Genomic DNA, 14,040 nt, shown 5'->3' with positions numbered 1-14,040 from the left:
CTATGATTACAACTTATACTATATTTAATTATATATTATTTTACAAATAAAAGTAGATTTAAAAAATAACCTACACTTTAGGTATGTAGGTTATTTAAATGAGAAGTCTATTTCTGTTCAGATAATTCATTTTTTACATTGTTTACAGCAGAAGACATTTTATCAAAAATTATAGTTGCTTTTACATCTTCTCCGTCTATTTTTTCAAGTTTAATTTTATGATTAGTTACTAATGCAAGTAGTACTCCAGTTACAGCTAGAGGAAATGCTACTATAGTTGTTATACCAGCTACAGTTACAGGTACATTCATTACCACATTTTCTTTTTTCTTAACTATGAATCTAGTTTCGTTACCCTTTTTTACAAGTGATTTTAATTTTGGCATTATATCATTTTCACAACATACTTTTTTAGTGGTTTTAAGATTATGAGTTTTTTCGATATATACAAGAGCCTCTACTAAATCATAGTTAGTCTTTTCTAAAGCTTCCTTAGCATCATTATAGCTTACCCCAGTTCTTTCTCTTAATAAATCAATTTGATCTAAATTAATTGACATTTTTATTCCTCCATTTATATTAAATATATTAATTTACCTTATGCTATTATCATAGGACAGGAAAATTAAAGGAATCTTAGTTGAAGATTAAAATTAGATTAGAAAATTTACAATATGGTAGAATTTCTGCTATATTATATTGCTACCCTACTTTGCTCTGTTGTGATATTATAAAACTATTAAAAAGTAAAAGAAATAAGAAAGGAGGATGAATTTTGGGAGATATTGATTTTGTCCATTTACATACCCATACAGAGTATAGTCTTTTAGATGGATCTGGTAAAATTCATAAGTTGATTTTACGTGCAAAAGAGCTTGGAATGAAGAGTTTAGCTATAACAGACCATGGAGCTATGTTTGGGTGTGTAGACTTTTATAAAAAGGCTAAGGAAGAAGGAATTAAGCCAATTATAGGTTGTGAAATATATGTAGCAGCAAAGTCCATGGAAATTAAAAGAAATGACATAGAAAATAAAACTCACCATCTAGTTCTTCTAGTTAAAAATGAAGTTGGCTATAAGAATCTTATGAAGATAGTATCCAAAGCATCTTTAGATGGATTTTACTATAAACCAAGAGTTGACCATGAATATCTAGAAAAACATAGTGAAGGCTTAATAGCTCTTGGGGCTTGCCTTGCAGGTGAAGTTTCAAATAATTTATTAAATGGAAACATACAAAAGGCTAAAGCAGCTGCACAATTTTATAAAGATACCTTCAAAGATGGATTTTATCTAGAACTTCAATATCATGGCATGGATGAGCAGCTTAGAGTTAATGAAATGATTGTAGAACTTTCAAAAGAATTAGATATACCGCTAGTAGCTACAAATGATGTTCACTATATAAAAAAAGAAGATGCTAGATCCCATGATATATTACTATGTATTCAAACTGGAAAGACTGTGGACGAGGAAAATAGAATGAGATATGAACCAGAGCAGTTCTATCTTAGATCTCCAGAAGAGATGTATGAAATATTTTCTTATATTCCAGAAGCACTGGAAAACACAGTTAAAATTGCAGAACAGTGTAATTTTGATTATGTATTTCATGAATCAAAGCTTCCTAATTTTCCGCTGGATGAAGGAGTAGATCATTTTGAATATTTAAAGGATTTATGTTATACAGGTCTCCAAGAAAGATATGAAAATATAACAGAGGAATTAGAGAAAAGACTTGAATATGAGCTTAATATTATCAATCAAATGGGATATGTAGACTACTTTTTAATTGTTTGGGACTTTTTTAGGTTTTCTTTTGAAAAAGGAATAATGACAGGGCCTGGTAGGGGTTCTGCGGCAGGTTCTCTAGTAGCCTATACTCTTGGTATAACAAAGATTGACCCTATTAAGTATAGTTTAATATTTGAGAGATTTTTAAATCCAGAGAGAATATCTATGCCAGATATTGACAGTGACTTTTGTTACGAAAGACGTGGAGAAGTTATAGATTATGTAGTTGAAAAGTATGGTAAAGAAAATGTATCGCAAATAATTACCTTTGGAACCATGGCACCAAGAGCTTGTATAAGGGATGTAGGAAGAGCTATGAATTACTCCTATGCAGAAGTTGATAGAATAGCCAAGATGATTCCTACAGTACTTGGGATAACTATAGATAAAGCTTTAGAAATGAACCCAGAATTAAAAGAAGTTTATGAATCAGATAGTAGAATTAAAGATTTAATAGATGTAGCTAGAGACCTAGAAGGACTCCCAAGGCATACTTCAACTCATGCAGCAGGTGTAGTTATAGCATCCCAGCATTTGGTCAACTACGTACCACTAGCGAAAAATGAAGAAGCTATAGTAACACAGTTTACTATGAATACCTTGGAAGAATTGGGATTATTAAAAATGGATTTTCTTGGACTAAGAACTCTTACAGTGATTAGAGATGCTATAGAGCTTATAAAAGAAAATACAGGTACTGAGATAAATCTGGATAAGATAAATTTTGAAGATGAAAATGTATATAAGATGATTGGAAAAGGGAAGACTGCTGGAGTATTTCAACTGGAGTCACCTGGAATGACCAGTTTCATGAAGGAGCTTAAGCCAGAAAGCCTTGAAGATATAATAGCAGGGATAAGTCTCTACAGACCAGGTCCTATGGCTGAAATTCCAAGATACATTAAAAACAAAAATAATCCAGATGAAATTGTGTATGATACACCGGAGCTGGAACAAATACTAAATGTTACCTATGGAGTAATGGTTTATCAAGAACAGGTAATGGAAATAGTTAGAGTATTAGCAGGATACTCCATGGGTAGAAGTGACCTGGTTAGACGTGCCATGTCTAAGAAAAAACATAAAGTCATGGAGGAAGAGAGAAAGAATTTTATCTACGGAATCGTAGATGAAAATAAAAATATAATAGTACCAGGATGTTTAAGAAATGGGATTAGCGAAGAAATTGCAAATAAAATTTATGACCAGATGATGGACTTCGCAAGTTATGCATTCGTATTTTAGCCATCTATATTAAGAATGTTATTTGGAAATAATAATTATGGTGATATTATGAAAATTCCATATAATCTTTTAACTGATAATGATAAGAAAAAAATAATAGATGTATTTTATAATAAGAAAAAATTATGTTTTAAAGAAATTTCAGATTTACTTGGATTTTCTGAACGAGCAATTTCTAGAGTGTTAAAGGAGAGTAATATTAATACAAAAAGAAAAAACAGGTATACACTAAATGAAAATTATTTTAATAAAATTGATAATCAAAATAAAGCATATATTTTAGGACTTTTATATGCAGATGGATTTGTTGGAGATGAACACTACAATAATATTGTTCTTGGAATGAAAGATAAAGAAATTGTAGAAAAAGTTGCAGAGTGTATACAATATGATGGGTTAATTAGAAAAGGTAATAAAGGTGGATTTGAAAACTCTACCTATTCCTATATTTTAAATATTTCATCAAAGATAATGGCAGAAGACTTAAGAAGTCTTGGGCTATATCCTAACAAATCACTTAATATGAGTAAGTTTCCTTTAATACCGAAAGATTTAGAGAGGCATTTTATAAGAGGATATTTTGATGGAGATGGAAGCGTAGTATTAAGCAGAAATAGCTCTTACTATAAAAGTGAAACTTTAGATAAAAAGTATGAATATACAACCATAACTATAAGTTTTTTAGGCACTGAAAGTTTCCTAAAAGAGATAGTTGAAAAGATGAGTTTAAAAGGTTACTCTATTAGAAATACAAAAACATCTTTAATTAAGGAATTAAGAGTATCCTCTAAAAAAGAATCTATTAGAATTTTTGAATTATTATATGAAAATGCAGAAGTTTTTTTAGAACGTAAATACTATAAATGGCTAAGTTTTTTGAGTGCCTATGTAAAGTGATTTACATAGAAAACAGGGTGAATTGCGGGGAAACCCTTAGAGCCTTAAATACTAACTTATGCTAGTAATAGACATAAGGGCTATAGGTAACTCTATAGATATAGTAAAAAGTTTAAGGATTGGTAAATCCGCAGCCAAGCAGCCTAGTAATAGGTTGAAGGCTCAGAGACTAGGTTATGGAGTCCTACTTAAAAAATAGGATGGTAAAGCCCACGAGTGCCCTGTATCCAATCTAAAATTGGATAATGATATAGTCCGATACTTCATAGAAATATGAAGAGATAAGGATAAAGAGCCTTATTGTAACTACTTGTCAACAAATCCCATGCTGCTGCTTATGCAGTAGTAGCTTATTACACAGCATATTTGGTATACTATTATCCAACAGAATTTATGGCGGCTATGCTAAATAGCGTAAAAGGTAATAGTGATAAAGTTGCAGCTTATGTTAGAGCTGCAAAGGAAATGAGCATAGAAACTCTTCCACCAGATATAAATGAAGGTTTTGGAAAATTTACAGTGCAAGATGGAAAGATAAAATTTGGTCTTTCTGCTATAAAAAATGTTGGAGATAATCTTATTGAAAGTGTTGTAAAATCAAGAGAGAAAAAAGGTGAATTCACTTCTTTTGTTGATTTTTGCAATAAAGTTGATAGTAATAGTGTTAATAAAAGAATGGTGGAAAGTCTAATAAAGGCAGGAGCTTTTGATTGTCTGCAGACCTATCGATCACAGCTTTTAGCTGTTTACGAAAAGGTACTGGATTCTGTATCCAATCAAAGAAAAAAGAATATCGACGGACAGGTAAGCTTATTTGCCACTCTTACAGAGGAATTTAAGGAAACTGAAATAAAGTATCCTGATATAAAAGAATTTGACAAAAAGTATAAACTTTCCATGGAAAAAGAAATGACAGGATTATATTTAACAGGACATCCACTAGAAGAATACGAAGAAGCGCTAAAAAATAGAACTTCGGCAAAAACTACTGATATAATTGGAGAAGGTCCATTAGAAGATGAGATTATTGACGATGTTACAAGACACATAGAAGAGGAAAACTCTAGGATCAAAGATGGGGATAGAGTTATAATTGGTGGGCTTATAACTGAAGTAAATAGAAAGATAACCAGAACTAATAGTATAATGGCTTTTGTGAAATTAGAAGATTTATATAGTTCTATAGAGGTTATTGTATTCCCAAAAGTACTTGAATCTTTTAAAGACTCCATAATAGAAGATGAAATTGTACTCATAAAAGGAAGAGTTACAAAAAGGGAAGATGAGCAGCCAAAAGTATTATGTGATGCCGTAGAAAGACTAACAAAGTTTTCTAGTGAAAAACTATATATACAGGTGCAGAATAACAAAGAAGTTAAACAAGCGATGAATAATTTAAAACCGATTTGTATGTCCAATAGTGGAAATATGCCTATATATATATGTACTAAGGAAGATAGAAAAAAATATTTATTATCAAGAGAATACTGGATAAAGACTAATGATGATTTAATTGATTTTTTAAAAGAAAAATATGGAAGAGAAAACATAAAGATTTTATAATTAGCTATGTTTGTAAAAATGTTGATATTAATGACTTTAAGTTCACTTATACAATAATTTTTTACAAACATAGCTATATTTATTAGAATATAAATTTATTAATTTTATATTCTAAAGTTAATAGTATATTTATCTGTTAGGTAAACAAAATATTAATAGGAGAAAAAATAATACTAAATATAGAAACTAAAATTATTTTTATATTTTGACGAAATTTTGAATGAAAAGTTTTAAATATAATGATATACTATCCGTAAAGTTAATGATAATGTTAAACTAGTTTATTTATAAGTTTAACGGGATAAAATAAGTCCCACGGTGTCAGGAGGGAATAAAAAAATGAAAACAATTGCTGTTTTGACAAGTGGAGGAGACGCTCCAGGAATGAATGCTGCTATAAGAGCAGTAGTTAGGACAGGACTAGATAAAGGCCTTAAAGTTATGGGAATACAAAGAGGATACAGCGGTCTTATTAATGGTGAAATCTTTGAAATGGGACGCCATAGTGTATCTGATATTATTAATAGGGGTGGGACAATTTTGAGAACCGCTCGTAGTGAAGAATTTAGAACAGAAGCAGGCAGAAAGAAAGCTGTAAATATTTTAAAAGCTTTTGGAATTGATGGGATTGTTGTTATAGGAGGAGACGGTTCCATCCAAGGAGCAAGATTATTGTCTAAGATGGGAATATCTACTATAGGACTTCCAGGAACAATAGATAATGATTTAGCCTATACAGATTATACTATAGGGTTTGATACTGCTATTAATACAGTGTTAGATGCTATAAACAAGTTAAGAGATACATCATCTTCTCATGAAAGGGTTAGTATAGTAGAAGTTATGGGAAGAAATTGCGGAGATTTAGCACTATATGCAGGAGTTGCAGGTGGAGCTGAAAGCGTAATAGTACCAGAAAAAGAATTTAGTGAAGATAATTTGTGCAAAACTATACTAGAAGGAAAATTAAGAGGTAAACTTCATAACTTAGTTATTTTAGCAGAAGGAGCAGGTAAAGCGGAGCCTTTGGCTAAAAAAGTTCAAGAGGTAACTGGAATAGAAACAAGAGCAACAGTGCTAGGACATATACAAAGAGGAGGAAGTCCAAGTGCATTTGATATAATATTGGCTTCAAGGGTCGGAGCAAGAGCAGTTGAATTATTAGTAGAAGGAAAATCATCTAGAGTAGTTGGTATAAGACAAAATAAAGTAATTGATGATGATATAGAAGAGGCCCTTTCTATGGAAAATAAATTTGATGATGAATTATACAATATAGCTAATATACTATCTTACTAAGACTATAACTTAAAGGAGAGTAATGTATGCAAAAAACAAAAATGGTTTTTACAATCGGACCTACAAGTGATAATGAACAAATATTATCAGAATTGATTAAGGCAGGAATGAATGCTGCAAGACTTAACTTTTCTCACGGAGATCATGAAGAACACGGAAGAAGAATAGATTTAATAAAGAGATTAAGAGAAACTCATAGTAAGCCAATAGCCATAGTGCTTGATACAAAAGGACCAGAAATAAGAACAAAGAATTTTGCAGACAAAGTAGAGCTAAAAGAAGGAAATAAGTTTACTATAATTTGTGGAGAAGATATAGTTGGTGACGAAACAAAATGTGCTGTAACCTATGATAAATTATACGAAGATGTTAAGCCAGGAAATTCAATCTTGATAGATGATGGACTAGTAGGGCTTGTGGTAGAAGAAATAGAAAAGAATAAAATACATTGTAAAGTAGCAAACAGTGGAGTAGTATCTAGCAAAAAAGGAGTTAACGTCCCTAATGTTAAAATTAATCTTCCAGCTCTTACAGAAAAAGATGAATCAGATTTAATATTTGGGTGTGAGCAGGATGTAGATATGGTTGCTGCTTCATTTATAAGAAAAGCTGCGGATGTTTTAGCTATTAGAAAAATACTTGAACAAAATGGTGGAAGCGACATTCAAATATTCTCAAAGATAGAAAACCAAGAAGGCGTTGACAACATAGATGAAATAATTAAATTCTCTGATGGAATAATGGTAGCTAGAGGAGATATGGGTGTGGAAATCCCTATAGAAAGAGTTCCACTAGTTCAGAAAATGATTATAGAAAAGTGCAATAAAGCAGGAAAGCCTGTCATAACTGCAACTCAGATGCTGGATTCAATGATGAGAAATCCAAGACCTACAAGAGCTGAAGCTTCAGACGTAGCTAACGCAATATTCGATGGTACAGATGCTGTAATGTTAAGTGGAGAATCAGCAAATGGTAAGTACCCTATAGAAGCTGCAAATACCATGGCAAAAATAGCAAGAACCGCTGAAGAGCAAATTGATTATTTAGCTGCGTTAAACAAGAGAAAGGAAAATGCTCTATCAAATGTAGCAAATGCCATAAGTTTGGCTACTTGCACTACTGCTATAGAGTTAAATGTATCAGCAATAATAACAGCAACTCAAACTGGTAACACTGCTAGAATGGTTTCAAAGTATAGACCAGAATGTCCAATAATAGCAGTAACTCCTAATGAAAAGGTTGCTAGAAGACTTGCTCTTAATTGGGGTGTATTCCCAATACATGCTAGAAAATTTGAATCTACTGACGAAATGATAATAGAATCTGTAAATAAAGCAAAAGAAGAAGGATACATTAAAAATGGAGACCTAGTTGTTGTAGCAGCAGGAATACCAGTTCACTATTCAGGAACAACAAATATGATGAAAATACACATTGTAGGAGATGTTCTTGTCCAAGGGAAAGGAGCAGGTTCTTATCCAGGATTTGGAACAGCTAAAATTATAAGAAATCCTGAAGAAGCTGTTGATTTAGTAGAAAATGATGATATCTTAATAGTTAGAAATTTAGATAAAGGCTACATGAATGTTTTAGATAGAGTAGCTGGAATTATAGCTGAAGAAGGTGGATTAACATCACATATGGCTATCGAATGTCTATCAAGAGGAGTACCACTTATCTGTAATGCTGGCGGAGCAACAGAATCTATAAGAACAGGGACATTTATAACTATGGATGTTGTTAGAGGAGTAGTTTATAACGGAAGAGCAAATATCATATAAGAAAATTACGATGTAATTTTCTTATAAAGTGAATAGTGAATAGATGAAAGTTGTATAGTAAAAGTACACACCTAAAACAGTTAAAAATATAGTATAATTTTAACAAATGGAGGTTGTGTACTTATGGCAAGAAAATATACAAGTGATTTTAAAATTCAAGCATGCGAATTAGTGGTAAACGAAGGTTTAAAACCGAAGGTTGTCGCTGAAAAATTTGGCATTAGCCATATAATGCTATATAGATGGATTGATGAGTTTAAAACATACGGACATCAAGCTTTTGTAGGTAGTGGAAAGCTTCGTCCAGAGGACGCTAAATTAAAGAAACTTGAGAAGGAAAATGAAATTCTCAGGCAAGAGGTTGAAATACTAAAAAAAGCAGCGGCATACTTTGCGAAACAACAAAAGCACGATTAGAGTTTGCCAAAAAAGAACTCAATCAATATGACACAAGCCTAGTATGCCGTATCTTAAAAGTGTCAAGAAGTGGCTTGTATAAACACAAATTCAAATGTAAGACAGTTAAAGAAATAGAGGTTGAGCAGGAAGTAATTAATTGTTTTAAAAGACATCATGGAAACTATGGTAGAATTCGTATTAGAAAAGAACTTTTGAATAGGGATATCCATGTCTCGGAACCCAAAATTACTTCAATATTAAAGCATAATGGACTACAACCTAAATGTGGTAAAAAACGTAAAAGCTACGCTAAAAAGACATCTGCAGAATATCTTAGTGAGAATTTGGTTGTAGATAAATTTTCTATCACTAATCCAAATGCTCTTTGGTGTGCTGATATTACTGAAATAAAAATCTATAAATCTAAGCTTTATCTAAGTGCAATAATTGATGTAGCTTCGCGTAGAATAGTAGGTTGGAATATAAACACTCACATGAGACAAGAAATAGTACATGAAGCTATAAACATGGCGTATCATAGATTTAAGCCTACAGAGGGTGTTATATTTCATTCAGATCGTGGTTGTCAGTATACCTCAAACGCTACAAAGGATATTCTTATAGGTTACAAAATGCGTTCAAGCATGTCTAGACCTGGAAATCCAAGTGACAATCAACCTATAGAAACATTTTGGAAAACCCTTAAGCAAGAAATTGAGGATATTTCAAAATTAAAGTTCAAGGAAGCGAAGCGTGCAATTATCAAATATATTGAGTTGTACTACAATAGTGATAGAATGCACTCATCGCTTGATTATAAAACACCAAATCAATTTTGGAAAGAAAAATGTTCTTAAAAATTAACTGTTTTATTTGTGTAATATTCTTGACAGTTTTCGTTAATAGCTAAGGATAACTTTTCTCCATCACTATTCACTTTTCACTATTAGTTATTCGCTAAAAAGTTGTGTCGCAACTTTCTTAACTTATAAATTAAAGTAAAAAACTACTAGCTATATTGTAAAATATATGATACAATGTTATGTAAAACTTAATAAGTAGATATGCATGCAATAAATAAAAAGTTTTGACTGTAATGCTTATAAAGTATAATTTTGTGAAAAATGGTTAAAATAATAAAATATATTGTATGCAACTGATTCCATTCTCAGCATCCTATTTAGGGTGCTCTTTTTTTATTTGAAAAACTACTTACTTTTATGGAATAAAAAGTTTATAATAACTATATTAAATCTTGGGGCTTTATACTATGGAGGTGTGGGGATGCTTGGAACAATAGTGAATTCCTTAGCTATTGTAGCAGGGAGTTTTGTAGGAATGCTAGTTAAAGGGGGATTGAGTGAAAAAGTAAGCAAGACTGTAATGGATGGACTTGCTCTTTGTGTACTTTTTATTGGAGCTTTAAATATTATAGGAGTATCCAATAAACTAGAATCTAGCAGTGTACTAGTAATAATTATATCTACTGTAATAGGTGCAGGGATAGGTGGAAAGATTGATATTGATGAAAAAATTGAAATACTGGGAAGTAATATAGAAAAAAAATTAAACAAAACAGGTGGACAAGTTGCGAAAGGATTTGTAACATCCAGTCTTCTTTTTTGTATAGGTGCAATGGCCATTATAGGATCTCTTGAAAGTGGACTTATGGGAAATCATAAAACACTTTTTGCAAAGTCAGTCTTAGATGGTATTACATCTATTGTATTTGCATCATCTTTAGGTATAGGAGTTACTATTTCGGCTGTATCTGTATTCATATATCAAGGATTAATAACTTTAGGAGCGTCATTTTTAAAAGGAGTATTAATTACTTCTGTAATAACGAATATGACAGCCATAGGAGGATTTTTAATAATTGCTTTAGCACTTAATATGTTAGGTGCAACTAAAGTTAAAGTTGCAAACTTACTTCCAGCTATATTTTTACCTATCTTATATCAAATAGGAATTGTTATATTTAAATAAGAATGCATTTATTATAGTGCATTCTTATTTTGCTTAAAGCTATATTATATTTAAGGGCTTTTTGATAAAATGTATAAAGGATATGGATTTTGTAAACATAATAGAATAAGTCTATGTTTTAAAATGGCTTTAATATATTAGGAAAAGTTTTTAATAGAAAGGTAGAAGAAAATGAACAAAATAATACCTATAGAGAAAAATGGAGAATACATAGTTAAAATTACAGGACTAGGATTTGAAGGTGAAGGAGTAGCTAAAATAGAAGACTATACAATTTTTATAGATGGTGCTTTAATTGGAGAGAGGGCTAAAATTAAAATTGTAAAACTAAAGAAAAGTTTTGCTTTTGGGAAACTATTAGAAGTTATTGAGCCGGCTAAGGAGAGAAGAGAGCCTGTTTGCGGCATTTATAAAAGATGTGGAGGTTGTAGACTTCAACATTTAAGCTATGAAGGTCAACTAGATTTTAAGAAAAATAGAGTTAAAGATGTACTTGAAAGAATAGGAAAACTTAAGATTAGTGACCAAGTGCCAGTAACTAGTGACAAGGCACCATTAACTGGTAGTTTGTTGTCGGTTTCTGGTAAAGAAAAAGGGGCTATTTTGCATGATACTATTGGTATGGAAAATCCCTATAGATATAGGAATAAGGTTCAACTTCCTGTAGGAGAAGAAAACGGAGAAATAAAGATAGGTTTCTATGCTCCAAGAAGCCATAATATAATTGATATGGATACTTGTTATATACAAGATGAAATAGGTGATAGAGTAGTATCACTGACTAAAGAATGGATGAAAAAGTATAACATTAAAGCTTATAATGAAGCATTAGACGAAGGAATTATAAGACATATAATGATAAGAAGAGGTTTTATTACAAAGGAAATAATGATAGTTATAGTAACTAGAAAAAGACAGTTACCATTCAGTGAAGAATTTGTAGAAATGATTAGAGAGAATATAGATGGCGTAGCTAGCATAATACAAAATATAAATACCAAGAAGACTAATGTTATACTAGGACATGAATCTATAACTTTATATGGTGAAGATCATATAAGTGACTATATTGGAAAATTTAAATTTAACATATCTCCATTATCTTTCTTTCAAGTTAATCCAATGCAAACTGAGGTGCTTTACAATAAAGCATTGGAATATGCGGGTTTAACTGGTAATGAAGTAGTTTTCGATGCATATTGTGGTACGGGAACTATTTCACTATTTTTATCTCAAAGGGCTAAAAAGGTATATGGGGTAGAAATAGTAGAACAGGCTATAGAAAATGCTAAGGTTAATGCTAAGGAAAATAAGGTAGATAATGTTGAGTTTATAGTTGGTAAATCTGAGGAAGTAATACCTGAATTAATTAATAAGGGCATAAAAGCCGATGTAGTGGTTGTAGACCCACCAAGAAAGGGCTGCGAAAAGTCTCTATTAGAAGCTATAGGCAGCATGAAACCAGAAAGAATAGTTTATGTGTCCTGTGATCCAGGAACTCTTGCAAGAGATTTAGCTATTTTAGAAAGGGAAGGATATAGGACAGTGGAAGTGCAGCCAGTGGATATGTTTCCTCAGACATGGCACGTTGAGACGTGCGTACTACTATATAATAAGGAGTATTACGATAAGGAAGTTAAGGGTAAAGTTAAGGCTGAAGTAGTAACGGAAGTATAGAATAGAATTAAATAAAGATTTAAGTATAATAAAGGGCATCTGCTTCGGTAGGTGCTTTTTATTATATTTAAATCTTAAAAAAGTATAGTATTTCAAAAACAAAAGTGCTATACTAAAACTGTAAAAATTAAACACCAAAATATCAAGAGTTAGGGTAGAGATTTAGCTCAGTGACCCTATACCAACCTGCATTATGTAAGGTGGTTCAGCTAAAGACGATGAGGAGGTGAAATAAATGATGGATTGATATCTTCTTATCTTAGGGTAAGGAGATTTTTTGTTTTGAAAATAAATTATAGGAGTTGAATTGTATGAATACATCAGGAATTCAAAGAGGGTACATGGCTAAGAACATGAAGGCAGAAGAATTTATCAAAGTGGTAGTAAATGCATTAAGTAAAGAATTTGGAAAAGAAGTTAAATTGGAAATAATAAATGATAATGAATTTAGGATAACATTAGATAATTATAAAATAAAGATGAATAAAGAACTTATTGAAAAGCATAAAACTCCTTATGGAGTAGATAGGTTTATATTGGAATTGCTTAAAAAACAGGGATTTAAGTTTGATACAAATAGAAGCCAGTATATTAAGTATTGTTTTGGAATTTATTAGAGGGTAATTAGGTACAATAAAGAGCATTCAGTATCTATGTGAAAGGATTGAATGCTTTTTATTATGCTTAAATAAAATGTCTAAAATTTGAAAATATAATTGATTTGTATAAAAAATGGTTGTATACTATAAATATATTGACTAAGACAATATTTTATTGGGTGGTGGTTCATTGATTGGGCTTGAATATATATTAGGTTTATATAATATACAACATATAGAGCTTGCTGAAAAGTTTGGATTAAAGAAACAGAATATTAATTTATGGATTAAAGGTAAACAGAGCATACCTAAAAAATATTTGCCAAAACTTGAAGAAATGTTTGGAATCAGCAAGGAATATTTTCCTAAGGAATTAAGTGAAATAGAAAAACTTGAAATTCAAAAAGAAAAAATAAAAAAGGAACTAAATCCTGTAATCGAAAAATATGATAAACAATTTATGATAAAAGAAACTAATGATATCTATGAAGTGCCTGTTTATAATAAGAAAGAAATGAATATTATTGAAACAAAGATAGAAAAGGCAAAGCTTGTTTCAAAATTTAAAGAGACTTTAGATATGGTAGAAGATAATCCATATATGGATACATATAAACTCATTATTAAACTATTAAATAAAGCTCAGCAAGAAGTTATTCTTCATAGAACTATTGAAGCCTTGGCTCATTATTTAGAAGTTTTACCTGATAAAATAAATAGTGATGAAAGCCAAGAAGAATTTGAAAGCGAAATGTTTGAAATTTTTGATGATTATAATTTCTAAAATAAAGGAGAT

11 protein-coding genes and 1 pseudogene are annotated in these 14,040 nt (G+C 31.0%); 11 read left to right on the top strand and 1 reads right to left on the bottom strand.

The window, feature by feature from the left end:
* Positions 1 to 107 precede the first annotated feature (107 nt).
* Positions 108 to 560, bottom strand: coding sequence for a DUF4342 domain-containing protein (locus ACWW38_RS06640; RefSeq protein WP_456260000.1), 453 nt, complete (start codon positions 558 to 560; stop codon positions 108 to 110).
* Between the two features lie 215 nt (positions 561 to 775).
* On the opposite strand from ACWW38_RS06640, the pseudogene ACWW38_RS06635 reads away from it, so the two are divergent.
* From ACWW38_RS06635 to ACWW38_RS06585, 11 genes and pseudogenes are all read left to right on the top strand, one after another.
* Positions 776 to 3,031, top strand: a pseudogene (locus ACWW38_RS06635) (DNA polymerase III subunit alpha); the annotation flags it as partial.
* Positions 3,032 to 3,088: 57 nt separating this feature from the next.
* Entirely contained in the window at positions 3,089 to 3,937 is an 849-nt protein-coding gene (locus ACWW38_RS06630) for an LAGLIDADG family homing endonuclease (RefSeq protein ID WP_456259999.1), read from the top strand.
* A 402-nt stretch (positions 3,938 to 4,339) separates the two neighbouring features.
* Complete coding sequence (locus tag ACWW38_RS06625; protein WP_456259998.1) at positions 4,340 to 5,500, top strand: helix-hairpin-helix domain-containing protein; 1,161 nt, start codon at positions 4,340 to 4,342, stop codon at positions 5,498 to 5,500.
* A gap of 339 nt (positions 5,501 to 5,839) precedes the next feature.
* Positions 5,840 to 6,799, top strand: a complete 960-nt coding sequence (pfkA, locus tag ACWW38_RS06620) for a 6-phosphofructokinase (protein ID WP_456259997.1) — start codon at positions 5,840 to 5,842, stop codon at positions 6,797 to 6,799.
* 26 nt (positions 6,800 to 6,825) lie between these two features.
* Positions 6,826 to 8,580 (top strand): pyruvate kinase, encoded by a 1,755-nt coding sequence (gene pyk, locus ACWW38_RS06615; protein WP_456259996.1) that lies wholly within the window; start codon positions 6,826 to 6,828, stop codon positions 8,578 to 8,580.
* A 123-nt stretch (positions 8,581 to 8,703) separates the two neighbouring features.
* Positions 8,704 to 8,997 (top strand): transposase, encoded by a 294-nt coding sequence (locus ACWW38_RS06610; protein WP_055668282.1) that lies wholly within the window; start codon positions 8,704 to 8,706, stop codon positions 8,995 to 8,997.
* Positions 8,967 to 9,836, top strand: a complete 870-nt coding sequence (locus ACWW38_RS06605) for an IS3 family transposase (protein WP_154674973.1) — start codon at positions 8,967 to 8,969, stop codon at positions 9,834 to 9,836. Before ACWW38_RS06610 ends, ACWW38_RS06605 begins: the two co-directional genes overlap by 31 nt.
* 427 nt (positions 9,837 to 10,263) lie before the next feature.
* Positions 10,264 to 10,968 carry a DUF554 domain-containing protein gene (locus tag ACWW38_RS06600; RefSeq protein ID WP_456259995.1) on the top strand — a complete coding sequence of 235 codons (705 nt, stop codon included), beginning with the start codon at positions 10,264 to 10,266 and terminating at the stop codon, positions 10,966 to 10,968.
* A 171-nt stretch (positions 10,969 to 11,139) separates the two neighbouring features.
* Complete coding sequence (gene rlmD, locus ACWW38_RS06595) at positions 11,140 to 12,645, top strand: 23S rRNA (uracil(1939)-C(5))-methyltransferase RlmD (RefSeq protein WP_456259994.1); 1,506 nt, start codon at positions 11,140 to 11,142, stop codon at positions 12,643 to 12,645.
* 311 nt (positions 12,646 to 12,956) lie between these two features.
* The gene (locus ACWW38_RS06590) at positions 12,957 to 13,262 is read left to right on the top strand and encodes a hypothetical protein (RefSeq protein WP_456259993.1); all 306 of its coding nucleotides are present in this window, start codon (positions 12,957 to 12,959) and stop codon (positions 13,260 to 13,262) included.
* Between the two features lie 172 nt (positions 13,263 to 13,434).
* On the top strand, positions 13,435 to 14,028 hold the full coding sequence (locus ACWW38_RS06585) for a helix-turn-helix domain-containing protein (RefSeq protein WP_456259992.1): 594 nt from the start codon (positions 13,435 to 13,437) through the stop codon (positions 14,026 to 14,028).
* The last annotated feature ends 12 nt before the right edge of the window (positions 14,029 to 14,040 follow it).

It is taken from the genome of Clostridium sp. JNZ J1-5 (assembly GCF_053901425.1).
The sequence above is the reverse complement of the archived record's forward strand: the minus strand, read 5'-3'. Positions and strand labels throughout refer to the sequence as shown.